This is a genomic window from Dyadobacter sp. 3J3, assembly GCF_009801115.1.
Taxonomy (GTDB): Bacteria; Bacteroidota; Bacteroidia; order Cytophagales; family Spirosomataceae; genus Dyadobacter.
Window position 1 is genome coordinate 1 of the sequence record NZ_VTOL01000006.1, and the last position, 25,924, is coordinate 25,924.

Sequence of the window (25,924 nt, forward strand, 5' to 3'; positions counted from 1 at the left end):
ATTTGACGCTCCTTCGGAGCTTCCTGTTTATAGCCCTGTTCATGAAAACATATGAATCCAAACTCCATTGGAGTTTCCTGACATTTGCAGGATGCTCCGATGGAGCGAGGATCCGCTGATGCAATTTGGATCTATAAACAGGAATCTCCAAAGGAGATGTATCGCTAAAAATCACCTTACCGGATCTGATATTATTTCAAAGATGATAACCAGTTTTATGATCCGTCCGACGGTAAAAAAACCGTAGGACGGAAGGTCCCGGAAACTTCTGAACGGGTGAGGCCGCCCAATAACACCTTGGTGCCCTTCGTGTAAAACTGCACTGCGTCCACTCCGTGAACTTCGTAGTTAATTTTCTCTGTGGCTCTCGCCTGTCCTCGCTGGTTCTCTGTGCAAAAAAACACCGAAACCAAAAAAATACCCTTCTGCAAAAAGCAAAAGGGTATTTTTACAAACTATTTAAGAGGAGGGATATTTATTATTTTGCGATCACAATTTTATGATTGCTTACAGTACCATTCATATTGGTTACATGCAGAATGTAAGTACCCGGAGTGAATTTGCTTACATTGATCCCGTTGCTGGTTACCGTATTGCTGCTGAATACTGCGCGGCCATTCATGTCCATAATAGAAACCTGTTTCACCTGCGCCATATCCTGAATGAATACTCTGTCCGCAGAAGGATTAGGGTAAATGCTCACCATCGGGCCAGTTTGTCCGTCAAATTTGATACTTTGGATACGGCTGTAAGCGAAAGTTGCATCTTTGTCGATCATTTTAAGACGGTAGAGATTTTCTTCATTTGCAGGATTTTTATCGGTAAATGAATACTTAATCTTCGCTGCACTTTCGCCTTGGGAAGTTACTAGTCCTATCCTGTTCCATTCTTTACCGCTAATACTGTGCTCAATCTCGAAATGATCGCTGTTTGTTTCGGCAATACTTTCCCAGTTTAATCTGGCTGTGTTTCCTTCTTTGATGACTTCAAAAAAAGTCAATTTTACAGGAAGCGGGGTATCTGTGACAGTAACTGTAATGGCAGCAGGGTTGGAAAATTCGCCGTTCAGATCTTGTATATCATAGTTAATTGTTGATACGCCAACAAAACCTGCATCCGGCGTAAACGTTACTTCACCTGTGAAATAATTGACAGCGAAGAGTCCTTCATTTGGTATTTGAACGAAAAACACCCGAAGGCCCGAAACCGGATCTATGAATTTGACCATTTGAGGGTCGAGCATCATCGAACCGGATATATCATTTTTCCAGACCGTCATACTTACCGGCTTTCGTCGTGGCGAAATCAGCTACTGCCGTGGGAGGTGTTGGTGTGACTGTCACCGTGATTTTAGCCTGGTTGGATTCCAGGCCGTTTATGTCTTTAACAGTGTAGTTTATTGTCGTGGGAACTCCCCCAAAAGCATCAACGGGAGTAAATACAATGGTACCATCCGCTTGGTTGACCGTATATGTTCCTTCGTTCAGATAAGTAAACGACAATACAGGAGCTCCTGAGAATGGCTGGATCAGCCGGACAGATTGCGGATCAATTGCGGCTGAGCCAGCCAAATCATTGGCAGTTACCGCAATGATTGCAGGCGTTTTTTGCGCAGTAGTTATTACATCAGGAACTGCTACCGGAGGGGTATCAATGGCAAGCATTTTTGTAATACCATTTTCAGCTTTGGCATAGCCCAAAACAGAAAACAAGCTCATAAGAATCGTTGCCAGAAATGCGCTGCGTACAGGTATATTTATTTTCATGGAGTTGATTACTATTGGTTGGAAAAAAAATACCCTTCTGCCAGAAGCAGAAGGATATTTTTCGAAACTTTATGAGGAGGGAGATTATGCTATTTTGCGATCACGATCTTGTGATTGCTCACAGTACCGTTCACATTCGTGATGTGAAGAATGTAAGTGCCCGGATTGAACTTACTTACATTGATCCCGTCAGCAGAAACTTTATCGCTGCTGAAAAGTGCACGACCGTTCATATCCACTATTGAAACCTGCTTAACCTGCGCAAGATCCATATCCTGGATAAATACCTTATCCGAAGATGGATTTGGGTAAACACTTACGGCTGCACTGTTCAATCCGTCAAATTTAATACTCTGGATACGGCTGTAAGCATAAGTTGCATCTCTGTCAACCATTTTCAGACGGTAAAGGTTTTCGCCGTTTGCAGGATTTACGTCAGTGAAAGTGTAAACATTTTTCACTTTGCTGTCACCATGCGAATCCACTGTTCCGATCTTGTTCCAGTCTTTTCCTGAAATACTGTGCTGGATCTCGAAATGGTCACTGTTGGTTTCTTCAGTAGTTTCCCAGTTCAGTTTGGCTACTTTCCCTTCTTTTGTTACTTTGAAAACCGTCAGTGTTACAGGAAGCGGCGTTGCGTTAATCGTGATCGTGGCGGGGTTTGAAGTCAAACCATTCACATCTTTTACGGTGTAAGTAATAGTGCTTGTGATCGGGGTTGTAATGCCTGGATCCTGAACAAACGTGATAACACCTGTGATTGGGTCAACAGTATACGTTCCTTCGTTCGGAATCGTTACACTTGGCGATGGCAGACCTGTTATCGGATCGATCAGTTTTACCGTTGTTGGGTCAAGTGGAGAAGATCCTGGAATATCGTTTACTACAACCGGAATAATCGCCGGAGCTGTGGGTGTCGAAGAACCCGTATCGTTTGTAGCCACCGGCGGTGTTCCTGTAACGGTTACGTTGATCGGTGCAGGGTTAGATGTCATACCATTCACATCATCTACTGTATAACTAACAGGAGGAACAACACCGATAAAACCAGTTGCAGGAGTAAATGTAACTACGCCTGTTGTTGGATCCACCGTGAAAGTACCTGTACCTGGAATCGTAACTGTGTTTCCAACCGCTGGCAAATTTGTAGCCGGATCGATCAGTTTCACTGTTGCCGGTGCAATTGCTCCTGAACCTGGTGTGTCATTGGTTGTTACCGTTAACATAACCGGCGTATTGATTGGCGTCGTTGCCGGGTCTGGTGTTGCCACCGGCGGTGTTCCCGTCACGGTTACAGTGATCGGTGCAGGGTTCGATGTCAAACCATTCACGTCGTCTACTGTATAATTAACAGGAGGAACAGCACCTGTAAAACCTGCAACCGGTGTAAATGTTACTGCGCCAGTTGTTGGATCTACTGTGAAAGTACCTGTACCCGGAATTGTAACTGTGTTACCAACCGCTGGCAAATTTGTTGCAGGATCGATCAGTTTTACTGTTGCCGGTGCAATTGCAGCCGAACCTGGTGTGTCGTTGGTTGTTACTGTTAAAGTAACTGGCGTACCTGCTGGCGTGGTGGCAACGTTAGGTGTTGCAACAGGAGGCGTTGCTACCGGGGCTGTCACAGCCACACTTGTAGGGCTGTTATCATTAGCCGTATTATTACCGGGTGTTTGCGGGCCGACAAATCCAAGTGTACCATTAAATACGGTAGAAGGGCTAACTACTGTTCCTAAAATAGTAACGCGAAACTGCACACAATCACCATTTACTAACGGAACCGTGTTGACCAACCTGATCGTATTGGCATTCCCAGTTGATAAATTTTGTATTGACCAACCAGTAAGCGCTGATCCATCTGCATTGGTTGCTCCGGTAATGGTCACGTTTGGACCTACTGAGATCTGCGGACGCAATTTGTTTGAAGGTGCGTCAATAGGGCTTGGGTCCTCGTTACAGATTGTTACCAGAACCGCTGTTGACGTACCCAAAGGAATGGATGGTAAATCCGTTGCAATATTGATACTTACATCTTGCGCATAGCTGAACTGAAAACTTAGCAAAGCAACCGCAATAATCAGATAGTTAATAATCTTCTTCATAATAAACTAGTGTTATGTATTTAATTGAAATTAATTAGCTGTAACCGTAGTGACTACCTGGTTGTTCACAAAATTCACTTCTCCTCCTGAACCACTGATGATCGTCGCTGTGATATTTTGGCCCGTTCCGGCAGGTACTCCTGGTTTGCGGGTTATATTGAAGCCGAGCGATGCCTGACCATTCGCAGGGATCGTAATTCCTGGCTTGGCTGTAATTGTTATGAAGCTCGTATTTTCTGTGAAATCCCAGTTTCCGTTTTCATTAGCAGTGCCACCAAAAACATTGGATGTTCCGGAAGTAGTTGGATAGGTGATCGTGAAAGAAGAAAGTTTTGTGATACGGAAACGGATTTGGCCATTTGCCAAAACATTATTGATCTCATACAGATTTATGATGAAATCCTTGCTATCACCTGCATTTGGAAAACTAAGTGCGTCGATATCGGTAGTTGGGGTAAGATCCGCCACAAGGGAGGCAAGTGTGTAGGCCGTATATGTGTTTGGCACGATGGATGCATTCGTGGTGATAGAACCAGCCGCCGCCGTACTTGGGCCTCCCAATATTGATGTTGCATTAATCGTAGCAGGAATGCTTACCCACTGCGTACCATTCCAGCCGGCAATAGTCAGCTTTGAAAGTGTTCCGCCGGTTAGCGTAGTAACATCACTGCCAGCATCCCATGTTAACGTGATCGGTGTGGCCGTTGCACCATCAATATCCCAGTATTCCACTGCATCGATGCTTCCCAGCGTTCCGGCTTTTAACGTTCTGTCAAAAGGGCCGCCAGCTGGCAAAGCAGTATAACTACCACCGGTAAAAAGATTAGTGGTAACAGCTACTGATGGATCCGCATGAAAATACGCTCCGCTCGTCCCATCCGCCGAAGCTGCAAACTGGCCCGCATTACCATTGTCCCCAACCGGGAAAATAAACTGGCCTGTGCCGTACTTTCGCACATAACCATCCACATAACTCGCATCCGTTACGCCGCTGGCCGTAAGGTTGTTACCGAAATAGTTAAGGTAGCTGATCGTAGCCGTGGCGCGCTCTGTCAGGATTACACCTGGCTGGGTGCCACCCGTAGGTGTCATAAAATCGCTGTTACCAAAAAACGTCATTTGTGCACCACCGAAAATAGTGGTGTTCCCCAGGCTGCCTTCCTGGGCCATGGCAGTGCCGACCGAAGCCGCTGTAAACAAAGCCAGCATAGCCGCTGCATTTTTCCATACCTTGAAAAAGGAAGGATTGATATAATTTTTTTTCATTTGAAAGTTCTGTTAATTGTGTGTAGTTTTTTTTTGATTTTTCTAATTTTGAATCACTATTCTCACAATAGTGAGAGTTTCGCGTTTTAACGCTTAACCATTCAATACCTGATTGCAAATCGGGGTTATCTTGGTTTGGAATTTTTAATACACTAAACCAGCTAGTTATAGATTTCTTAAAGCAAAGAAATTTGCTGAATAGAGTGGATAATCTGGATTGCCTGCAATACATCCTATACATGGCTGAATCATTAATCGAATTTTATCACCAGCAACAAATTGATCCGTTACAGAAAGTGTTAACACCAAGGTTGCAGTGGCGTTTTGCTTCTTTTGTACACTTGAAATAATTGCCCAGGCTCCGGATACAAATTTTTGAAGGTAAATATCTATGTTCGCGTCCTGTGTACCTGTAAAAGGACCTGGTATTAGTGCTTTAATGGTACAGCTAACAGTATAGGTACCTGAAAGACTTATATTGAATAAATTATTTGTCAGATCAATTCCGTTTTGTTCATCAAAAAGCACAGTAGTGAAATCTGGAATAAACTGGGAACCGGCTGGCATGTTCTGTGTAGCAGATGTAAGCATACTTGACGATCCGGATAAACCCAACTTCTTTTTAAGAGTGGCTTTGTCTATCGCCTTTATATTTCCTGATGCATCAACAGTTACAATACTGTCGGTGACGGCGCCCGGTGGTGTATTTTCAACAACCACAGTACCGTCAGCCTTTCGAATGTTCACTTTTTTGTTATTGGTAGCTTCTACCTCCAGATTATTAGTTGCTCCAATCACCGTAGGATTCGTTCCAATTTTCACCTGCGCAAAAACCGCAGAGGAACTGAAAAGAATACAAGCAGCAAAGAGCGCTTTGTAGATTTGTTGTTTTTTGATCATTGTGTGTAGTAGTTTGATTTGTGAAAAATTGATTTAAAGTGTGTGACGGATTGAGTTGACAAATTTTTTGTTATTTGTAAATTCAATTGATCATTGAATTGTTTGTCATTTTTGATCGCTTCCGCTTTTGGTATGCTCAATGTATTGGTGAGCGGGTCTGTGAGGACATAGGCCATGGATTAGTTGCTGGACGGGTCTGTGGAGGCACAGACAATAAATTAGATTGTGTTAGTTTATTTCGATATCAATGAAACACTTAAACTTAGATGAAAGAATGTTATGGTTTGACCAGCCGCCCCAAGAGAAGGTAGGATTCGAATATCAACAACATCTCCGGAGTTAAATTGCATTAGAATACTTCCCGATCCGCCGATACCCGCGCCCGCAGTACTATTGCCTATGGATAAATATCTTCCCGACGACACTCCATTTACATATACAATTAGATAAACTCCTTTATCATAATTACCTGCATTCAACGTTCCGTAAATCGTTGATAATTGGTAAAGTCCTGTTCCATTAGCCGGAATTGTAAATGAATCAGTTCCTAAATTAAAACTGTTGTTTTTGTCGAAATGTTTAGTGCCGAAATCCGCCTTATCTATTGTTTGGAAAGAACCCGTTTGATTTATCGAATTTACAACTGAAAACAGAACGGGTGAATCTTGTGTACTAACTGCCTGCCAACTTGCACCTCCATTCGCATCAGAAGTCAAAATCTTCCCAACTCCCTGCGACCCATCCGCAATCGTAACCTTCCCAGTAGTCTTATCAACGCTCACTTTATTTCCAGCCGTAGAACTTTCCACTTCCAGATTATTAGCCGGATCAATCACCGTAGGATTCGTTCCAATTTTCACCTGCGCGAAAACCGCAGAGGAGCTGAAAAGCATACAAGCCGCCAAGAGCGCTTTGTAGATTTGTTGCTTTTTGATCATTGTGTATAGTAGTTTAATTTGAGAAAATTTGATTTAAAGTGTGTAATGGGTCTCGCGTTGTGAATGCTTCACTATTCAACACCCGATTGCAAATCAGGTTTAACTTGGTTGAAGTAGGTCAGCAAGGTCTGTGAAGACATGGACCACTGATTAGAATTGAGGTTAGCTGGGTGTCTAATTTGGATAGCTACTTATTGACTTACAGAAATAATCAAATTGTTCCCGTCAGGAGTAACTGAGCCACAACCGGGAATTGCCTGCGCTCCTATACCAACTCTTGCAGTAGTTCCGAAATTAACCCATGGGACGTAGTATACTTTAACGTTGTACGTTCTTGCCGGGAGATTTTTTAAAGCTACTGTCGCGTGGGTTACAGCAGCACCACACCCTATATTTGCGTATGTTATAAATTCTCCTCCTACATTTTCATAAACACCCGGCGTAGTCTTATCTACATAAACAAGTATAGAAAAATAAACGGTAGTACTGTTACTTGCAACAGAGGCGGCATCCTCCAAATTGATAATCACATCATTAACTGGATTTAATACAGTAAATGATGCATTCTGATTAATATCAACAGCACATGCCGGAGGAGTAGATCCACGCGGAGCCAAGCACGTTCCTGCTTCGTATCCCAAATCAAGAGCGAATCCCGAGGTTTGAGGAAAAGAAGTAATTGCTGTTGATTTTATCGGTTTCCAAGTTGCTGTTCCATTTGCATCGGAAGTCAAAATTCTTTCCGCTCCTTGCGACCCATCAGCAATCGTAATCTTACCCGTCGTTTTATCAACACTCACCTTTTTTGCAGGATCAGTGCTTTCAACCTCCAAATTATTCGCCGGATTAATCACCGTCGGATTACTCCCAATCTTCACCTGCGCAAAAACCGCTGAGGAGCTGAAAAATAGTGCTGCTGCAAACAGGCTGGCAGATAATGCCTTAACCAATTGTTGTTTTGTTTTCATGTTTTTAAAGTTTGTAAGTGTGAAATTTGTGTGTCTGAATTTTATTGTCGGTTGCAGTCAATCCGTGAACCTGCGAAACGGTAGGTAAGCACGTCTGCCGAGCCCGAAATGAGCGGTGTTCCTGAGACATGGGTTGAGTTCATGACTACGAAAACTTGTTCACCGGCTTCTGCAACCATCACTACTGAAAGCGAATGTGCCAGCGGATCCGCATAACTTACGCGGTACTGGGAGCTTTTCGAAACAATTCCTTTCGCAGATGTCTGGATAGAAATTGTGGAATTACGCGTCCCGTTTCCGTAGAATTCCCTTCACCGGCCGTGGCTGTAAAAATATAAGTACCACGCACCGGAATCGTGTAAATCCCTGTTGCCGCATCATACGCGCCTGCAATATCCGTAACCAACGAATTGAAAGGATGCAGCACAAAGGCCGGTCCCTGAGCGATTGACGAAATACTTTTTGCAACTTCAAAGGCATTGCAGGAAACATTGGTACCTGTCTCCCAGGTTGCCACGCCGTTTGCATCCGAGGTCAGCACTTTTCCATTTCCCTGTGAACCATCCGCAATCGTCATTTTCCCTGTTTCCTTATCAATACTCACCTTATTTCCAGCCGTCGAACTCTCCACTTCCAGATTGTTTGCCGCGTTGATCGTCGTTGGGTTAGTACCAATTTTGACCTGTGCGGCAACATCCTGCGCACTCAACAACATCCCCGAAACAATCAGGAAGGAGGACATTGTTTTTGCGGCAAGCGGATTGTATGGTGTTTGTCGGAATTTCATCGGTACGTATTTATAAACGGGATGGTGATAATCAATAAAGTTTAATAATCGCCAGGGCTGCCTTTTTCACCGTCCAGGTTTGCGGGCCGGGGTATACGCCGGTTGTGCTTACCAGTTTGATTTTATCCCCGGCTGCTGCTTTGATGGCCAGCGCACCGCCCAAAGGCATGTCATTTAATTCCGGAGACGTAACCAGCGAGACGAGTATCGGCACCCCTGATTGCAGGATGGTAAACCCACCGGTTGCTATTGGTGTGGAATAACCATCATCGAAATACTGCACTCCTGAAAAGGCAATGGAATAATAACCTGCCTCTGGAATGGTATATTCGCTGTTGGCATTGTCCCAGGCTGCTTCCGGGTCAAAATCCGGAATGATATTGATACCTGATGCCGCATTATCCTGCCCGCCACTTTGGCTAGGCGCATACCCCGCAAACACAATACCAGCCTGCCAGCTTCCGCCACCATTTCCATCCGAAGTAAATACCCGCCCGATCTTTTGGGTACCATCCGCAATCGTTACCTGACCCGTCGTTTTATCAATACTGGTTTTTCTCCCGCTTGTTGAAGCCTCCACTTCCAAATTATTTGCCGCATTGATCGTCGTTGGGTTTGTGCCAATTTTGACCTGGGCGGAAACATCAAACGTGCTTAAAAGCATCCCCGAAGTAAACAGGAACGAAAACATTTTTGCGGTAAACGAATGAGATCTGGATGGTTTGAAATTCATGGAAGTATGTGTGTGAAAACTGGGAATGATTGGTAATGGTTGGGTTAACTGGTTTTAAGCTTGATGGTTAGCTATGCAAGTTGTGGCTGGATAGGTCTGTTTCGACACAGACCTAAGATTAGCTATTCAACCAGGCTTAGATATTTGATAAAAGACTTGCTTAATTAATTCCCATTACAATCAATACGGGAGCCAGAAAATTGTATGTTTTGAAAAGGAGTAGTTGCAGCTGGTTTAGGTCCAACATTATGAACGACGTTAACGACCATTGTAATGACGTCCCCAGCATTTAAATAGTTAACACTCGTTACATTTTGCCAAGTTGCTGTTCCATAAACCAAATTGCCGCTTGATGTAAAAGTTAATATACCTTTTTGAGCGGAATTTAACAGCAAAATTGTATTTCTAGTTGCATCATTTGTCAAAATGAAATCTCCACCACTTGCCTTGAATATATACATCCCAGTTGTAGGAACGGTGTATTCCGCTGTGGTGCTATTATAAGTATTCATTGGATCATAACTCTCATTTCCTGCAATTATTTTAACATTTGGTTGGCCGAGTACATCGTATATTATGACATTCTGTGGTGTACCAGTTGCTTCGAAAGATGCACAGCCAACACTCTGTGTTTGCCACGTAGCTATCCCAGTTGCATCAGATGTTAATACTTTATTTAAACCTTGAGACCCATCTGCGATTGTAACCTTACCAGTAGTCTTATCAATACTCGTTTTTCGACCAGCGGTAGAAGCTTCTACTTCTAAATTATTAGTTGCTCCAATTGTTGTAGGATTCGTACCAATCTTCACCTGAGCAAAGAGAGAAGAACTTAAAAGCATAGCGCCAGCAACCAGTGCCGCGCAAAGTGTCTTGGAAAATAATTGTGTTGTTTTCATTGTGTGTATTGGATTAGTGTAGGATTAAATAAAAAGTGTGTTTGTAATGATGAATTTTTAAAATGATGTTAATGTTGGAGGGCAGGTATTAACGGGCCTGTCAGAACATTTCCCGCTGCGGAAAATGACTGGGTTGCTTTGTTTTTGGTTGTGTGTATAGTGTTAAATAATAGTTGATTGTGTAGTGCGTTAGGGCCGGGACAGTTTTACCAGGACCATGAGGATGAGTAAGCCGATGAGTTTTAACCAGGTTGTTACTGCATTTGAAGTGTAAAATCTATTCATAGAGTGATTGTGTATTTTGGTATAAAAGGACAATTTCTTTTTGTTTTGGCCGTTGTTTCACAGTTCCGGCAGGTTTTAATCCATTTTTACATATAGTATGCGTTGTATGAATATTTCCTGCGTCAAATCTGATCATAACAAAGCTTTTTCTTTGTAGAGTGCACTTTTCCATTTTGTAGAAAGATCTCCTGAGAAATGTCGAGGTGGTTTTCGGTAGTCGGCTTTCGGCAGTCGGCTTAGAGCAACAGACTTTGTTGAGCTGCCTAACTTATGACGTCCGGTTTAGTAGGCCCGGCCTGGGCGGCCCCACCTACGCGGCCCGGCCTACGCGGCCCGGCCTACGCGGCCCGGCCTACGCGGCCCGGCCTACGCGGCCCGGCCTACGCGGCCCGGCCTACGCGGCCCGGCCAAACCTCCATATTATTTAATTCGGGGATCCATGTTCAGGATGAACATGGGATGATAGAAGATCTGACGGCCAATAGCCAAAGTAAAAGTTTGGTCTCATGATGTTTATTAATTTTTATGATGAAGTGTTCTCTTTTTTCTTTTGTTTTTTAACAATGCAAAGTACTGTTTTGAAAAAGTAAAAAGTTGTAGAGCCGTATAGTCTTCTCAATAGAACCATCTCTTGGTACTGGTTCGATTTCTCGCGTGTTGTAACCCTACTAATACTACATGCACTTTCCAGCCTATCCTACACAAATTACGGGTCGCGTCGGAACAAAAGCGTTTATGTAGATTTACCGTTAAATAAATTTTCGAAGTATTTCTATGTTACAGGAGTAGAATTTTCCGGGTATGTCATTCACCCGGTGGTAACTGTAATGATTTGATTTTAAACTTAATTTGGTTTTAAAATTTTACCCTGGCGGCGGATTTTGGCGGTTTATCGCGTATAAGACGGATAAAACTTTGTAGAAAATCTAATGGGTGTAAGTTTTGGTATTTGATATTTTTGATTAATATTAGTTCTTCAATCCATTTACAAGTAGTTGTTAGTCAAAAAAAACCGGTTCAAAAAAATAGAATACCCCCAAGGGGATGGCCCTTTTATCCAACACATGAAAGAGATAAACTGAATAATCCGGAAGGAAAAAAGTGATTATATTAAAATCATCTTCCCTGGGAAAACTTTCCCGATTGACTAAATGCTTACAATTACCGGAGGCTATGGCATAGTCTTCGGCGTGACGAACTCAACGTATCTTAAAAAAGTTAGAGAAAATTCTATGTTTATAGTGACTTTCTACAAATCCTACGTAGAATATAGGACGGATTTGTATATGAACTGTCTACTGTAAACGTATCGCAATGTTATTAATCAACCCCCCTCTAAAAAAGAAAACGTTATGAAAAGAGTTCTGCTGATTCTGCTTGTCCAATTCCTTTTGCTGCTACCAAGGCAGGGAAACGCTCAAAAAAATTATTCTGTCACCCATTACAACGGTGATAACGGTTTACCCCAAAACAGTGTAAAAAGCATAGCAGCTGATGCGGATGGATTTATCTGGCTCGCCACAGAAGACGGCCTCGTACGGTTTGACGGACAGCATTTTTATGTTTTTAATGAATTTAACCTGAAAGTAAGATGGAACCGGGTCAATTATATCAAACCGGGAACGAGGAGCGATAAGGCGGGAAACAACCGCGTGCTGTATGCCTCTTTTTACTCACAGGAAGAAGCAAAAATTGAAAACGGAACAGCGGCGCTGGATACTGTCCGTCAAAAAAACGTGAAATACTTTGAATCATTCATAAAGACACTCGGCAATGCACATGCATCGTTAGGGTTGCCCGACAGGATTACCCGCATGGAAAGGTCGTGCCGTTATATGGTTCCTTACGGAGAAAAGAAGGGCGATTTTTATCTCTGCGCGTATGATCAGGTAAGTTTCTATAAAGATTTTAAGAAAAAATACAACCTTCCTTTCCATACCGGCGCTTACTGGAATTTTTTCACAATTGCAGACAGGCTTTTTTATATGCACGAGAATGCTTCTTTCCAAGGTGTTCTTAATGGAAAAGTGGTGGACATGGCACTTTCCGGCGATATTGTCAATGACCGGAACTATGAGGTTGGAAAAAGCCGGATCAAAATATTCTGGAACAATATTTCAGACCAGACCTTCCTTTATCTGGATCAGAATCTTTACACGCTTGATCTGTCAGCAATAAATGGGCGTAATGTATTGGTAACCAGGCTTCTTGTGGAAGATTTTGATCTTGTTTCCAAGGGTATTGAGAAGATTCATCACGACAAGGTCAATAGAAAAGTATATCTGGGCAGTGGGACGGACGGGTTTTATGTATTGAGCAAACACCAGTTTCAGGCCATGACAGCCATGGGGGACTATTTGCAGAATGTTTTTTATGCACAATTACCTTACGGAAATAATGCTGTTTTTACGGCATCCGGTGATGTTGTTGGCAAAGATCAGGAAAGCGGAAAGATGATTGACCGGAAAATTCCCTACATCCGCGCAGTGAATTTTGCAAACAAAAGAACACTTGTAAGAGATAAGTATGGCAATGCCTGGATACCGGAGGGGAAATCGGTTTTTAAGCTTGACAGTGTCCTTGGGAAAGTTATAGAAGTCGGGCACTTTTCAAATAGTGTTGATATAATGCATATTGGAAAATCTGATTTTTTATGGGTTGGCGAAGCTAATACAGGGTTACACAGGATCAGCCTGAAACAAACCGATCCGAAATCTGAGTTATATATTAAAAACAGGAATCTGGATTTAACCTGCCTGGAGTCTGTAAGTAAGGACAAGCTGCTGGCCGGAACATGGAAAGGATTGTATGCGCTGGACATACCATCAAAAAAGGTAACGCTGATTGCAGGGACTCAGGATTTGGCGATCAAAAGTATCCATGCTTTTGCGGATGGCAATATTTTTATCACTGCGTTGGGGAGCGGCCTGATGCTGATGGACAAAACCGGAAAGCTGACGACGTTTCCGCTGGATAAAAACCGGTATCTGGCCAATCCCCATTGTGTTGTTAACGATGGACGGGGATACATCTGGATTCCTACCAACAAAGGGCTTTTCCAGATTTTAATAAAGGACCTGCTTGATTATGCCCGGTTGCAAGAAAAATCAACGGAATTATTTTATCAGTATCATACCAAAGAGGCGGGTTTCAACACCAATGAGTTCAACGGAAACTGCACCCCATGTGGCTTAAACCTCGCAAATGGGTATATATCGCTGCCTTCGATGAATGGTTTTGTCTGGTTCAGGCCCGAACAAATTAACAATGCAGCATCCGACGGGAAAATTGTACTCGACAATGCGCTGGTGAATAAGGAGTTGTTGACTGCCTCAAACGACACAATGTATTTTCCCCTGAACCCAAATCAGGTAAAGCTGAACTTTTCAACGGCGTATTTTGGGCATCCTTATAATCTTAAAATTTCTTATGCATTGGTGAAAGAAAACGCGTCTGTGAAGCCCTCAGACTGGATTCCAATGGATAACGTCGATTTTAAAATAGGATTTTCGAATCTGCAATCCGGGAATTATACTCTGGTGGTGAGGAAACTGAATGGTTTCGGGATCAATAATTATACGACCAAAAAGATCTTTTTTGTTGTGCCGCTTCTGTGGTACCAAACCTGGTGGGCCAGTGTTTTGCTAGTATTACTGCTAATTGCAGGTATATATGTTTTCAATGTATGGAAGTTGAGGAACGTGAAATTTGAAAATGCAAGACTGGAAGAAGTGGTGGCCAAGCGTACGACAAGGCTCAATGAAACGCTGATGGACCTGGAAGTATCTAAAAATGAAATGACCCGCCAGGTGCATATGCTTTCAAGACTTTTAACTTCGATGACACATGATATCCAGTCGCCGCTGAATTTTATCAGACTTACTTCGGGGAATATCCCGAAAATGATACAAAAAGAGCAATATGAAGATGTTGCTCTGGTGGGTAAAGTGATATCGGATTCTTCCCTGAGTATGAGCAGCTTGCTGAGCGGATTGCTGGATTATATCAAAGCGCACGTGTATGAAAACAGCCTGCACTTTGAAAACATAGATCTGTGGCAGCTGGTGGATGAAAAATTCGGGATTTTTAAAAATATGATGATTGAAAACCGGACAGATTTTAAAAACGAAATTGGCGCCGATACCCGTGTGTACTGCGACCGCCAGATGCTCGGGATCATGATTCATAACTTGCTTGACAATGCTGCCAAGTTTACCCGTAATGGTGAGATAAGAGTCTGTTTTAATATCAATGGGGAAACGGAACAGGAGCTTGTGATCTCCAATACCACAGTTGGTGTTCCAATGGAGCTTCAGGATATGATTAACTCGCCGGAAACGAAAAATATGACTTTGCCGGTTTTGAAGGGTGCGCCAAATCCCGTGCAGGCGCGGACAAGCCTGGGGCTCCTTATTGTGAAAGAAATTGCGGCACTTCTGGGTATTACTCTTAGGGTATGCCAATCGGATGTTACGAGCTTTTACTTAATTTTTAACCACAAAGAGCAATAGTAATTAAAACACTTTGTGGATCTTTGTGTTAACACTTGGTGCTGCTTTGTGGTAAAAAAATCTCTGGTTTTACAACACAAAGAGCACTGAGTTTTTTCACAAAGGGCGCAAAGGAATAGTAGTCAAAAATACTTTGTGGATCTTTGTGTTAACACTTTGTGTGCTTTGTGGTGAAACAAATCTTTGGTTTTACAACACAAAGAGCACTGAGTTTTTCACAAAGGCGCAAAGGAATAGTAGTTGAAAACACTTTGTAGATCTTTGTGGTAACACTTTGTGCGCTTTGTGGTAAAACGAATCTTTGGTTTTACAACACAAAGAGCACTGAGTTTTTCACAAAGGGCGCAAAGGAATTGTAGTTGAAAACACTTTGTAGATCTTTGTGGTAACACTTTGTGCGCTTTGTGGTAAAACGAATCTTTGGTTTTACAACACAAAGAGCACTGAGTTTTTCACAAAGGGCGCAAAGGAATTGTAGTTGAAAACACTTTGTGCTGCTTTGCGTGCCCCCCGCTAAGCCGAAATCACAACGAATCCAAAACGGCTTCCAGATCAATGCCTTTTCCCAAAACGGGTTTAAAAATATCCCCTTCTGATTTTATTCGTTCAAGAGCATTTACAATCGTGAAGTCCTTCATCTGCAACCCTTTTTTTACCTCCGACCAGTGTAACGGCATGGACACCGTTGCGCCAGGTTTCGGACGTATAGAGTAGGGAGCTGCGAGTGTTGCGGCCGGGCGGTTTTGCAGGTAATCGATATACAATTTGCCTTTCCTGTTTTTTGTCATTCTTTCAATGCTGGTAAAATCCGGCAAGGCTTCATTGGCACTGGATGCCACCCATTTAGCAAATAACTGGGACTGTTCATAATCATATTTTGCACCTAGCGGAATGTAAATATGAATTCCGGTTGAGCCGGAAGTTTTACAGTAAGCGGGGACTTTGACATTATCCAGAATCTCCCTGATTACATTGGCCGTTTCTATAACCTGTTCAAAAGTATTGGTTTTGTCGGGGTCAAGATCCAGAATACACCAGTTGGGATTGTCTGGTTTTTGAATGGTGCTGCTCCATGGATTTATTTCAATAACACCCATATTGACCATCAGGAGCAAACTTGCTTCGTCATTGCACAGCATGTAATTTTTTTCCTGATCTTCATCATTGGAACGGTAGGGGAACTGTTCCACCCAGTCGGGCACTTTTCCTGTTACATCTTTTTGATAAAAACTCTGTCCGGTAATGCCATTTGGGAAACGGTTCAGCGATTGCGGTCTGTCTTTCAAATACGGTAAAATATACGGCGCTATCTGATAGTAATAATTCAGCATATCACGTTTTGAAATGTTTTCGTCCGGCCAGAATATTTTGTCAAGATTGGTGAATTTCAATTCCTGTCCATTCACTTTTCTGACCTGCGTTTTCTCCGATGGATTCAGCAAAGTTTTCCTGTCTGATTTTCCCGGGGCCTTGATGATGGATTCCGTTTCTTTCTTGCCCGTTTCATTTTTGATCACCTCAGCTGTTGGTGCTTCGGTTTCTTTCACCACATCTTTTGGATTTTTATCCTCACGCATGGCTACAAATGAAGGATGACGAAAAACGCCGTCTTCTGTTATTTCGGCAAAATTTATTTCACAAACCAGTTTTGGTTCAAGCCAGGTTGCCGACGCATCCGGCGGGTTTGGCCGGAAACGGGATGGTTTGTTATAATCAGGAATTTGTTGAAAGGGACTTTTCTTCGTAATCAACGGCTTGAAAAGTTCCAGCATTTCTTTCTGCTGTTTGGTATTAAATCCCGTCCCGACTTTCCCGACATACTGTAATTTTCCATCCTCATAAACACCCAAAAGTAGAGCACTGAATGCTTTGGGAGTGCCTTCATTGCGTGTATAACCGGCAATAACAACTTCCTGACGCTTTTTTACTTTTATTTTGAGCCAGTTTTTAGAGCGGTCACCGGGGCGATATATACTGTCAGATCGTTTAGCGATAATACCTTCCAATCCCATGCTTTTAGCAACTTCAAAGAATTCGGTACCGCGGGCATCCATACTAAATCCGCTTTTGATGATACCATCCTCAGGAATGAGGGTTTGCAAAATTACTTTGCGTTCTTTCAGCGTCAGCTCCATCAGGTTTTTTCCATTCAGCCAGAGCACATCAAAAACATAATACAAAAGTTGTCCGTCCGCCTCACTGCGCCAGTTTTGAAGGGCATTGAAATCAGAAATTCCCTTATCATTAACAACCACGATTTCACCGTCAATTACCGCATCTATTTTCCATTTTTTGACAGCATCAAATACAGGATAAAACTTTTCGTTAAACGATTTGTTATTTCTGGATCGGAGCTCAATTTCAGATTTATTCAAAAAAGCGAGTGCACGGTATCCGTCCCATTTTACTTCATACTCCCAGCCAGGATCATCAAAAGGGTCGTCGACCAACGTCGCTAACATGGGGGTGAAAAATGCCGGAAATTTTTCTTTTTGTGCTTTTTTTAAAATTTCATGAACGTCAGTATCTGGTTCCGGAACTTCGGAATTATCCGGGTTAACCTGTTTTTTTAGTTTTTTTTTAACCGTAGATTTCGACTCTCTCTCTTCATCGGAACCATAAATATTTTCGCTTGTTTCAGCAATTTTTTCAAGTTCTTTTCCTGAAACCACGGACTTGTTCATTTGGGTAATATCTTCATCACTGGCAAATTCGTCCCGGTGTTTGATAAGCAGCCAGGAATTATCCGCCATACCTTTGGTTTTCACCAATGCGAATTCACCTTCCAGTTTTTTGCCGTGCAGAATAAATTTCAAAGAACCGGATTTCAATTCTTCCAATAATTTTTCTTCCTGTTTTTTCCTTCCTTTTGTTGGTTCGATCGGCTCGTACGTTCCTTCATCCCAAACCATTACGGTTCCAGCCCCATAGTTTCCGTTTGGAATTATACCTTCAAAATCCTTATAGTCAAAGGGATGATCCTCCACCATCATTGCCAGTCTTTTTACAGAAGGATCCGTCGATGGCCCTTTGGGTACGGCCCAGCTTTTCAGCACACCGTCCATTTCCAGCCGGAAATCATAATGAAGACGCGAGGCTGCATGTTTTTGAATTACAAAACGAAGGGGAGCAGTTTTCGATTTACCGCCTGTTGGCTCCGGCGTCTTGTTGAACGATCTCTTTTCATTATACTTAACTAAGGTCATGGTCTGTATAGTTAATGATTCAGATTAAAACTGACTGCATCACAGAGCCGATAAGGAAACATATAAACATGTCGGCCGGATCGGGTAACTTTTGTTAGAAAAATTCGTTTTTGCATTTAATGAATATCGCTGATTGAAACAAAAAATATGCCTGGGTTAAGAAGTGGAATGGCTTTGTCCGTAAATCCGCGACCACTCATAAAAATGGAGCAAACATGGAGCAGTTAAGTCTTTTTGATGCGAACGAAAGTTTAAGTTTTCCCGAGGATCTGCTGGAATATTTCCCCGGATTTTTAGCGTTTCAACAAAGTATTTTGCTTATGAATCAGCTTGTTAAGGAAGTTTCATGGCGGCAGCAGGTCATCCCTATGTATGGAAAAGAAGTGATTACGCCCCGATTGACGGCCTGGTATGGTGATTCGAATAAGTCCTACAAGTTTTCCGGCACAAAATTTGACCCTGTACCCTGGACTGCAGACCTATACAATTTGAAGGAAAGAATCCAAAAAGCAACCGGACTTTCTTTTAACAGTGTGCTATTGAATTTTTACCGTGACGGAAATGACTCCGTAGCCTGGCACAGCGACAATGAAAGGGAATTGGGTATTAATCCCCACATTGCTTCTTTGAGCATCGGGCAAGCGAGACAATTTGAGTTTCGTCATAAAACCGATCATAGCCGAAAGTATGGGCTAAGTCTTGAAAACGGATCTTTGTTGATTATGAAAGGAGATTTGCAGCATAACTGGGAGCACCGCATTCCCAAATCAAAAAAAATAAATAATGAAAGGATCAATCTTACTTTTCGTTTGATTGTTTAAAATATAAATACATCAGAATGGCCAGAAAAAGTGCTGGAATACTCTTATTCAGAATAAAATCGGAAATTGAAGTTTTTCTGGTACATCCGGGCGGGCCGTTTTTTGCTAAAAAAGACCTTGGTTCCTGGTCTATTCCAAAAGGTGAATTTGACCATACTGAAACAGCAATAGAAGCGGCAAAAAGAGAGTTTGAAGAGGAAACTGGAAAAGTTATTGAGGGAGAATTTATTGAGCTGAAACCAATCACGCAAAAAAGTGGAAAGGTGGTTTATGCCTGGGCTGTGAAAGGAGATATTGATGCGGAAAATATAGTGAGCAATACTTTTGAAATGGTGTGGCCGCCCAATTCAGGAAAAATGAAGGAATTCCCTGAAAATGATAAAGGGAAATGGTTCACATTGTATGAAGCAAAAATTAAGATTAACGAGCGCCAGATTCCGTTGTTAAATGAGCTTAATACACTGATTTAACTGGCAATATTTTCCTAAGGAACCATCAAAAATGACGGATAAGGAGATTTAATATTTTTAAAATCTCGTTTGAGTATTTTATTATTCGGGTAAATAAATAGTGAATACTGCTCCGTTTCCCGGTTGGCTTGTTGCCCAAATGGCACCTCCGTGGTTTGAGACTACTTTTTCACAAATAGCAAGACCTATGCCTGTTCCTGCAAATTCACTTCGTCCGTGGAGGCGCTGGAAAACCTGAAAAATGCGGTCTGCATATTTCTGATCAAAACCAATTCCGTTGTCAGAAACTTCAATCCTGTAATAATTGCTAACCGATTTCGCCGGTTTCACATGGGCGGGTAATTGGTAGAAGTGGATGCTATCAGCGCTTATTTTAATGAGCGGAGCAATATTTGGATATTTGAATTTCAGGGCATTGCTGATCAGGTTTTGGAAAAGCTGACCCAATTGAGATCCGTCACCTTTGATTACAGGGAGCTGATTTACAGTAATTTGTGCGCCCGTTTCCAGAATTGTCAATTCCAGATCTGACAAAACCGCGTCCACAACCTTTGATAGCACAACCGTTTCAGTATTATCCTGTTTGGATGATATTCTGGAAAAAGTCAGAAGATCCTGAATCAGTACCGACATACGATTTGCGGCAGTTTGCATACGTTCGATCAGGTGAACTCCCTCTCCGATTTCTCCACCATGCCTGCTGCTGAGCAGGTTACCAAAGGACTGGATTTTGCGTAGCGGTTCCTGCAAATCGTGTGAGGCGATGTAGGCAAACTGCTGAAGATTCTGGTTCGACTGGGTCAAAAGGTAATTTGATTCTGCAAGTTCTTCATTCGTTGCCATGAATTCCTCATTGATCGCAGCCAGTTCTTCATTGCTGGCTTCCAGTTCCTCAGTACGGTCCTGGACCTGCTGTTCCAGTCCTATCTGCAGCAATCTTTGTTCGGTTACATCCTGAGCTGTTCCCCGCATCAGGTAAGCCTGCCCTTCCTGGTTGAAAAATGCTCTGCCACGTGTCTGTAATATCCTACGCTGGCCAGTGCTCCGGCTGGTTACTACATACTCTTCGGCATAATACCCGTCTTCAATATCGGACAGTGCGTTTATAATATTTTGCTGAACCCGAGGCCTGTCCTTTTCATCAATGACATTGGTGAATTCTGCAAATTCTATGTATTGCTTTTCAAATCCAAACCATTTTGCCATGCGTTCGGAATACGTTACAGTCATACTGGCAGGATCAATAATCCATGTCCCAAGTTCGGCCAGTTCCACGGCATCCCTCAAACTTTCCTCGACTTCTTCCAGTTTTTGTCTGGAAAGAACCTGGTCAGTTACCTCGTTAGCGGTTATGATCAGGCCATAGCGTTTGCCATTTGTATCTGCCAACGGTTTGTAAATGTGGTTGTAATAGCCCGTATAGGGTTTTCCGTAACGGACGAGTTCTATTTTTTCTTCGGGTTGATGAAAGATTTTACCCGTGTGTAAAACATGCAGAAGTCGTTCCAAGGTATTGGTATTGGCAAGTTCCGGAACAGCATCCAGGATGACTTTTCCCAATATTGATTCATCCTTTCCAAGTAAATCAATCATTCGGGCGTTGGCTGTTCTGATGCTCATTTCCTCACCGATCAGTACCAGCTTCGCGACAGGGGAATTATCTATAACGTTTCTTGAAAACAATTCGCTCTCTTCCAGTTCCTGTCTTGCCCGGACGGATGCTGTGACATCCACGCTCACATCCAGTATCGCAAAAACTTCCCCATTTTGGTCGAAAAGCGGGGTATAGGTAAAATCATACAAATTATGGGTCATTACGCCATGTTTTACAATTTCAACCAGCCTCTCATCGCTTCTGTGCATCTCGCCCGACGTGAAAACATGATCCAGAATTTTAAGGAATTCCTGATTTTGAAGTTCGGGCATAACCTCGCGCAATGGTTTTCCTGCTATGTCCGGGCCTTTGCCAATGATATCAATAAAAGCCTGGTTGGGCATATCAATAATCATGTCCCTCCCTATAAAAACAACCATTCCGGCCGGTGCAGCTGCAAGGACAGAACGCAATTTCGATTCGCTTTCTTCCAGCGATTTACGTGCCAGTGCCTCATTGGTCACGTCCAGGGCCATATCCATTACGGCATAGATTTCTCCATCCGGATTTCTTAAAGGCTTGTAAGTATAATCGAAATAGTAAGTATCTATCTTGCCATCAACTTCCAGTTGAGCCGCTTCACTTTTGCCCACATAGGTTTCACCCGTTGTAAAAACGTGATCCAGAATTTCAAGAAATGGCTGTCCGATTAACTCAGGAACACCGTCTTTCAATGGTTTTCCAAGTATATATTTGTCCTTTCCCCAGTACTGAAGCATTCGCTCATTTGCTACCTCAACAATTAATTCCCGTCCAACAAAAAGGCAGGTTGCTACTGGTGCTTCGTCAATCAGTGACCGGAATTTTGCTTCGCTGGATTCAACAGCTTTCTTGGCCATTACCTGAGCAGTAACTTCTGTGGCCAGAATGATCACCCCAGATACGGTATTGGATTTATCACGCAAAGGTGTATAAACGAAATCGAAATATTTATCTTCTAAGACACCATTGGTTATTATTTTAGCCAAAATACCGGTTCCAAAAAATGGCTCACCGGTATCATAAACTTTATGCAATAATTCCAGAAAGCCCTGATCCTTAATTTCGGGCAAAGCCTCCAGTATAGTTTTCCCCTCGACCGATTTGTCTTTTCCCCATAGTTCAAAAATCTTGTCATTTCCAATTTCAACAACCATATCCCTTCCCCTCAGCAGACCAATGGCCATTGGAGATTGCTCAACCAAGGTTTGAAACCGCGTTTCCCCTGATTGAACAGCCGTTATATCGCGGGAAATAGCAAGAATGCTTTCTATTGATCCATTTTCATCAAATTCAGGAATAAGTCGTGAATGAAAATGCAGTTCGCCCTTAGGTGTGGTGAAAAAATTGTAATGTTCTTGAAGTTCTCCGGTTTTAAAAACCTGGATTAAACTTTCCGGACTTGATATGAAATCCAGGTGATCCATTTCTGTATTATTTTTGCCAAAAAGAAATTCACTGGAAATTCCCGTTTTTTCTTTAAAAGATGCGTTGGCAAAAACCATTTTTAAATCCTTATCCCAACGGGTTACGATATCAGGTGTATTATTGATCAGCTTTCTGAATTTTTCCTCGTTTTCCCGTAAAAGCTGTCGGTTTTGCACATCCTGCGATACATTTTGTACGGTCCCTAAAAACCTTTCAGCCTTTCCATTTATGTCAAAATAAGCCATTCCTTTGCATAAAAGCCATCTTGTGTGCCCATCTATATTGGGTGTTACACGAAACTCCACACTATACGGTTTTCGGATTGTACCGTCCAGCGCCTGTTTTAAATTTTCCTCTACCCGTTTTTTATCATTAGGATCAATCAGCGAAAGTACATCATCATAGGAAACAATATCGTCACCAGAAAATCCATACAAAGTCTTTGTACGATTACACCAGCGCACAGTATTGTTTGATAAATCCAGTTCCCAGGTGCCGACATTGGCAGCTTCCAGAGCCATTTCCAATCTTTCTACTTCGACGCTGCTATTTGGGCTAAAAGGCTTGTTTTGGCCGTTCATTGATGAAAATAAAATTACTTGTAAGAATATAGATGCTGATATAGACTATTATTTTTCGAAATCGCTGACGTTAATTGTCTGTAAATATTGATAAACCTTATAAAAATATAATATTATAAATTCCGTTCCAGAGGGAGTTCTTTGGAACAAATGGGTTTTAACCGTAATCCCTGCATTGCTGATTTATAACCCTATTTAAGTTTTCTTATTCAACTTGTAACCTGTGGTTTTAAATAAGAAAAAGTTGATATAAGGTGATCGTAATTAACCTTTTGCGCATAATTCACTTTTGAAATGATGTTTTAATCAGATTTGTCACTGCCGGAATTATTTAGAAAACGACCGGTTAGCATTAATTTTTAAAAAGTAAATTTTTATATAAATCTGCAATTTATGTTTATTGTAATAAGTAATTAATATGTTTGTACTGTTTGCAAAATAAAATATTGATTCTTTTGAATTTTATTATGTTTTATACTAATTGTAACCGATTGTGCTAATTCAGGCTTTACATCATGAAAAAGAATTGCTTGTACTTGCGTCCCAGGCTGATCAGGGGGCATTTTCAACACTTTTTCATATGTATAAAAGCAAGTTGTACGCTTATGTTTTGAGACTGACCGAATCGGAAATGCTGGCTGAAGATATTGTCCAGGATGTTTTTATGAAACTTTGGAGCGACCATCATTCATTGAGTTCCATTGATAATTTTGGAAGCTATCTTTTCAGAATGTCGAAAAACCAGGTGATTAATCATTTTAAAAGAATGGCTCATGAAACGCTGATCATGGCTGAGCTTTTTCACCAGAATCCGGTTGGGCATAACGATACCCAGGAAATTGTTGCCTTGAAAGACGTAGAAAAAATTCTTGGTGATATTTTGGAAAAACTACCTCCACAGCAAAAAGCGGTTTATCATTTAAGCAGGGAAGAGGGAAGGACGCACGACGAAATTGCCAATCTGCTTAAAATATCTCCCAATACGGTAAAAAACCACATTGTTCAGGCAATGTCGACAATTCGTACGCAGCTTCGTAAACATGCGGATACGATGTTCCTGGTAGCTGCGATAATCTCCGTCAAAAAATAATTTCATTTTTTTTCCTTCCTCACTAGTCCCTTCGTTTCTGCCATTTGTCTTTTATTTGGTGATACCTGATATTGACTTGATTTTTATTGAATTAAAATCGCTTATCCCGAAATTAAAATAAGTACTTGACAGGATTGGGATATATTTTATGCATTCAAGCCGGATTAATTTTTTGACGGAAAAATTTTTTAGAAATGCGTGTAACGTAGCTGAAAAACATGAACTAGCTATCTGGATCAAGGAAAACCCCGATGACAAATTATCCGTAATTCTGGAAAATGCATGGGATAAGTTTGATAGTGAGCTGAAGATGCCGGATCATGTTTCGGACAGGATTTTAAATTCTATTTTTCCGGAAAAGGAAAAACCTCAACCCTACGAATTTTACGAAGAGGATGATATTTCTACTTCTCAACTTTGGGCCAAAATCGCTGTCGCCGCAGTTTTGATTATGGCAATTGGGATATACTGGTGGTCGGGTATTCGGGAAAAGAATAAAATGGCGATGAAAAATATTCCTTCTACGCTCGTTGCAGATATCGTTCCGGGCGGAAATAGGGCAGTTCTTACATTGGGCGACGGATCGAATATTATTCTGGATAGTGCAGGAAACGGAAATCTGGCGGATCAGGGAAATTCGAATATTATAAAATCAGGGAAAGGTGAATTGGTTTATAAATCAAATAATAAGGCCGCGGAGGCCATTGTTTACAATACAGTAACGACACCAAAAGGCGGACAATATCAAATCGTTTTGCCGGATGGTTCAAAAGTTTGGCTGAATGCTGCTTCCAGTTTAAGGTTTCCAACTTCATTTGCCGGAAAAGAACGGCGTGTAGAAATTACAGGTGAAGTTTATTTCGAGGTAACCCATAATGCTAAAATGCCATTTATCGTAAAAGCCAACGATGCAGAAGTTGTCGTACTGGGTACCCATTTTAATGTAATGGCCTATCCGGATGAAAAAGTGATGAAAGCAACACTTTTGCAAGGATCGGTCAAAGTAACCAAGGCCGGTAAATCGGCAATGCTGGCACCTGGCCAACAGGCTCGTCTAACAAGCACATCTGAAAATATAAGAGTTTTGGATGATGTGGATACCGATAAAGAAATGGCATGGAAAACGGGATATTTTCAGTTTGAAGATGATAATCTGGAAAGTATCATGCGGCAGGTTTCCCGTTGGTATGATGTGGATATCAGGTATGAGGGAAATCTGAGCCGGGAACATTTTACAGGGCGGTTACCCCGAAATGCCAATGTTTCGAAAGTCTTAAAAATATTATCACTCAGCGGCGTAAAATTTAGAATCGAAGGAAAATCAATCATTGTAACACCATAACCCGGATCAGCTTATGACAAATTAGACACCTTTACATTTTAGGAAAACTGGTGTTGTCTCACAGGCTTTTTACAAAGCAAAAAAGAACGGGAACGTTGCGACCGCTCCCGCTTCTCAAATGAGTCAGCATTACTTAACAATTATCTCAAACCGTTTAGTACCAACCCAACAACAAAAGTATGAATCACAACTCTTTTA

General features: G+C 42.0%; 18 protein-coding genes. 5 read left to right on the top strand and 13 right to left on the bottom strand.

Annotation, left to right across the window (positions count from 1 at the left end; translation table 11 throughout):
- Window positions 1–478: 478 nt before the first annotated feature.
- The 11 genes from FZF08_RS14040 to FZF08_RS14090 form a co-directional block, all read right to left on the bottom strand.
- A complete protein-coding gene (locus FZF08_RS14040) occupies window positions 479–1,279 on the bottom strand; it encodes a T9SS type A sorting domain-containing protein (protein ID WP_159469784.1) in 801 nt (266 codons plus the stop codon).
- Entirely contained in the window at window positions 1,260–1,766 is a 507-nt protein-coding gene (locus FZF08_RS14045) for an Ig-like domain-containing protein (RefSeq protein WP_159469786.1), read from the bottom strand. Before FZF08_RS14045 ends, FZF08_RS14040 begins: the two co-directional genes overlap by 20 nt.
- Window positions 1,767–1,855: 89 nt before the next feature.
- Window positions 1,856–3,868, bottom strand: a complete 2,013-nt coding sequence (locus FZF08_RS14050) for an Ig-like domain-containing protein (RefSeq protein WP_159469788.1) — start codon at window positions 3,866–3,868, stop codon at window positions 1,856–1,858.
- 30 nt (window positions 3,869–3,898) lie between these two features.
- Window positions 3,899–5,134, bottom strand: a complete 1,236-nt coding sequence (locus tag FZF08_RS14055) for a hypothetical protein (protein WP_159469790.1) — start codon at window positions 5,132–5,134, stop codon at window positions 3,899–3,901.
- A gap of 165 nt (window positions 5,135–5,299) precedes the next feature.
- Complete coding sequence (locus FZF08_RS14060) at window positions 5,300–6,034, bottom strand: hypothetical protein (RefSeq protein ID WP_159469793.1); 735 nt, start codon at window positions 6,032–6,034, stop codon at window positions 5,300–5,302.
- A gap of 233 nt (window positions 6,035–6,267) precedes the next feature.
- Window positions 6,268–6,972 carry a hypothetical protein gene (locus FZF08_RS31755; RefSeq protein ID WP_229216526.1) on the bottom strand — a complete coding sequence of 235 codons (705 nt, stop codon included), beginning with the start codon at window positions 6,970–6,972 and terminating at the stop codon, window positions 6,268–6,270.
- 191 nt (window positions 6,973–7,163) lie between these two features.
- A complete protein-coding gene (locus FZF08_RS31760) occupies window positions 7,164–7,940 on the bottom strand; it encodes a hypothetical protein (RefSeq protein WP_229216527.1) in 777 nt (258 codons plus the stop codon).
- Between the two features lie 217 nt (window positions 7,941–8,157).
- On the bottom strand, window positions 8,158–8,727 hold the full coding sequence (locus FZF08_RS14075; protein WP_159469795.1) for a C1q-like domain-containing protein: 570 nt from the start codon (window positions 8,725–8,727) through the stop codon (window positions 8,158–8,160).
- Between the two features lie 31 nt (window positions 8,728–8,758).
- On the bottom strand, window positions 8,759–9,460 hold the full coding sequence (locus FZF08_RS14080) for a hypothetical protein (RefSeq protein ID WP_159469796.1): 702 nt from the start codon (window positions 9,458–9,460) through the stop codon (window positions 8,759–8,761).
- Between the two features lie 164 nt (window positions 9,461–9,624).
- Entirely contained in the window at window positions 9,625–10,359 is a 735-nt protein-coding gene (locus FZF08_RS31765) for a hypothetical protein (RefSeq protein ID WP_229216528.1), read from the bottom strand.
- Between the two features lie 277 nt (window positions 10,360–10,636).
- On the bottom strand, window positions 10,637–10,780 hold the full coding sequence (locus FZF08_RS14090) for a hypothetical protein (RefSeq protein WP_159469798.1): 144 nt from the start codon (window positions 10,778–10,780) through the stop codon (window positions 10,637–10,639).
- A 1,216-nt stretch (window positions 10,781–11,996) separates the two neighbouring features.
- Here FZF08_RS14090 and FZF08_RS14095 point away from each other — a divergent pair.
- On the top strand, window positions 11,997–15,155 hold the full coding sequence (locus tag FZF08_RS14095; RefSeq protein WP_159469800.1) for an ATP-binding protein: 3,159 nt from the start codon (window positions 11,997–11,999) through the stop codon (window positions 15,153–15,155).
- A gap of 524 nt (window positions 15,156–15,679) precedes the next feature.
- On the opposite strand, the gene ligD is transcribed toward FZF08_RS14095, so the two are convergent.
- The gene (gene ligD / locus FZF08_RS14100; RefSeq protein WP_159469802.1) at window positions 15,680–18,361 is read right to left on the bottom strand and encodes a DNA ligase D; all 2,682 of its coding nucleotides are present in this window, start codon (window positions 18,359–18,361) and stop codon (window positions 15,680–15,682) included.
- A 215-nt stretch (window positions 18,362–18,576) separates the two neighbouring features.
- On the opposite strand from ligD, the gene FZF08_RS14105 reads away from it, so the two are divergent.
- Together FZF08_RS14105 and FZF08_RS14110 are read left to right on the top strand one after the other, a co-directional pair.
- Complete coding sequence (locus FZF08_RS14105) at window positions 18,577–19,182, top strand: alpha-ketoglutarate-dependent dioxygenase AlkB (RefSeq protein WP_159469804.1); 606 nt, start codon at window positions 18,577–18,579, stop codon at window positions 19,180–19,182.
- 17 nt (window positions 19,183–19,199) lie between these two features.
- Entirely contained in the window at window positions 19,200–19,652 is a 453-nt protein-coding gene (locus FZF08_RS14110) for an NUDIX domain-containing protein (RefSeq protein WP_159469806.1), read from the top strand.
- Between the two features lie 81 nt (window positions 19,653–19,733).
- Here FZF08_RS14110 and FZF08_RS14115 read toward each other — a convergent pair whose 3' ends face one another.
- Window positions 19,734–23,294, bottom strand: coding sequence for a PAS domain S-box protein (locus FZF08_RS14115; protein WP_159469808.1), 3,561 nt, complete (start codon window positions 23,292–23,294; stop codon window positions 19,734–19,736).
- Window positions 23,295–23,787: 493 nt separating this feature from the next.
- Between FZF08_RS14115 and FZF08_RS14120 the strand changes: the two genes are divergently transcribed.
- Together FZF08_RS14120 and FZF08_RS14125 are read left to right on the top strand one after the other, a co-directional pair.
- A complete protein-coding gene (locus FZF08_RS14120) occupies window positions 23,788–24,384 on the top strand; it encodes an RNA polymerase sigma factor (protein WP_159469810.1) in 597 nt (198 codons plus the stop codon).
- A 172-nt stretch (window positions 24,385–24,556) separates the two neighbouring features.
- Window positions 24,557–25,726 carry a FecR family protein gene (locus FZF08_RS14125; protein ID WP_159469811.1) on the top strand — a complete coding sequence of 390 codons (1,170 nt, stop codon included), beginning with the start codon at window positions 24,557–24,559 and terminating at the stop codon, window positions 25,724–25,726.
- Window positions 25,727–25,924 lie beyond the last annotated feature (198 nt).

Excerpts from the sequence above, each read along its gene's own strand:
- FZF08_RS14040 (WP_159469784.1), bottom strand. The coding sequence starts at position 1,279 with ATGACGGTCTGGAAAAATGATATATCCGGTTCGATGATGCTCGACCCT.
- FZF08_RS14045 (WP_159469786.1), bottom strand. The coding sequence starts at position 1,766 with ATGAAAATAAATATACCTGTACGCAGCGCATTTCTGGCAACGATTCTT.
- FZF08_RS14050 (WP_159469788.1), bottom strand. The coding sequence starts at position 3,868 with ATGAAGAAGATTATTAACTATCTGATTATTGCGGTTGCTTTGCTAAGT.
- FZF08_RS14055 (WP_159469790.1), bottom strand. The coding sequence starts at position 5,134 with ATGAAAAAAAATTATATCAATCCTTCCTTTTTCAAGGTATGGAAAAAT.
- FZF08_RS14060 (WP_159469793.1), bottom strand. The coding sequence starts at position 6,034 with ATGATCAAAAAACAACAAATCTACAAAGCGCTCTTTGCTGCTTGTATT.
- FZF08_RS31755 (WP_229216526.1), bottom strand. The coding sequence starts at position 6,972 with ATGATCAAAAAGCAACAAATCTACAAAGCGCTCTTGGCGGCTTGTATG.
- FZF08_RS31760 (WP_229216527.1), bottom strand. The coding sequence starts at position 7,940 with ATGAAAACAAAACAACAATTGGTTAAGGCATTATCTGCCAGCCTGTTT.
- FZF08_RS14075 (WP_159469795.1), bottom strand. The coding sequence starts at position 8,727 with ATGAAATTCCGACAAACACCATACAATCCGCTTGCCGCAAAAACAATG.
- FZF08_RS14080 (WP_159469796.1), bottom strand. The coding sequence starts at position 9,460 with ATGAATTTCAAACCATCCAGATCTCATTCGTTTACCGCAAAAATGTTT.
- FZF08_RS31765 (WP_229216528.1), bottom strand. The coding sequence starts at position 10,359 with ATGAAAACAACACAATTATTTTCCAAGACACTTTGCGCGGCACTGGTT.
- FZF08_RS14090 (WP_159469798.1), bottom strand. The coding sequence starts at position 10,780 with ATGATCAGATTTGACGCAGGAAATATTCATACAACGCATACTATATGT.
- FZF08_RS14095 (WP_159469800.1), top strand. The coding sequence starts at position 11,997 with ATGAAAAGAGTTCTGCTGATTCTGCTTGTCCAATTCCTTTTGCTGCTA.
- ligD (WP_159469802.1), bottom strand. The coding sequence starts at position 18,361 with ATGACCTTAGTTAAGTATAATGAAAAGAGATCGTTCAACAAGACGCCG.
- FZF08_RS14105 (WP_159469804.1), top strand. The coding sequence starts at position 18,577 with ATGGAGCAGTTAAGTCTTTTTGATGCGAACGAAAGTTTAAGTTTTCCC.
- FZF08_RS14110 (WP_159469806.1), top strand. The coding sequence starts at position 19,200 with ATGGCCAGAAAAAGTGCTGGAATACTCTTATTCAGAATAAAATCGGAA.
- FZF08_RS14115 (WP_159469808.1), bottom strand. The coding sequence starts at position 23,294 with ATGAACGGCCAAAACAAGCCTTTTAGCCCAAATAGCAGCGTCGAAGTA.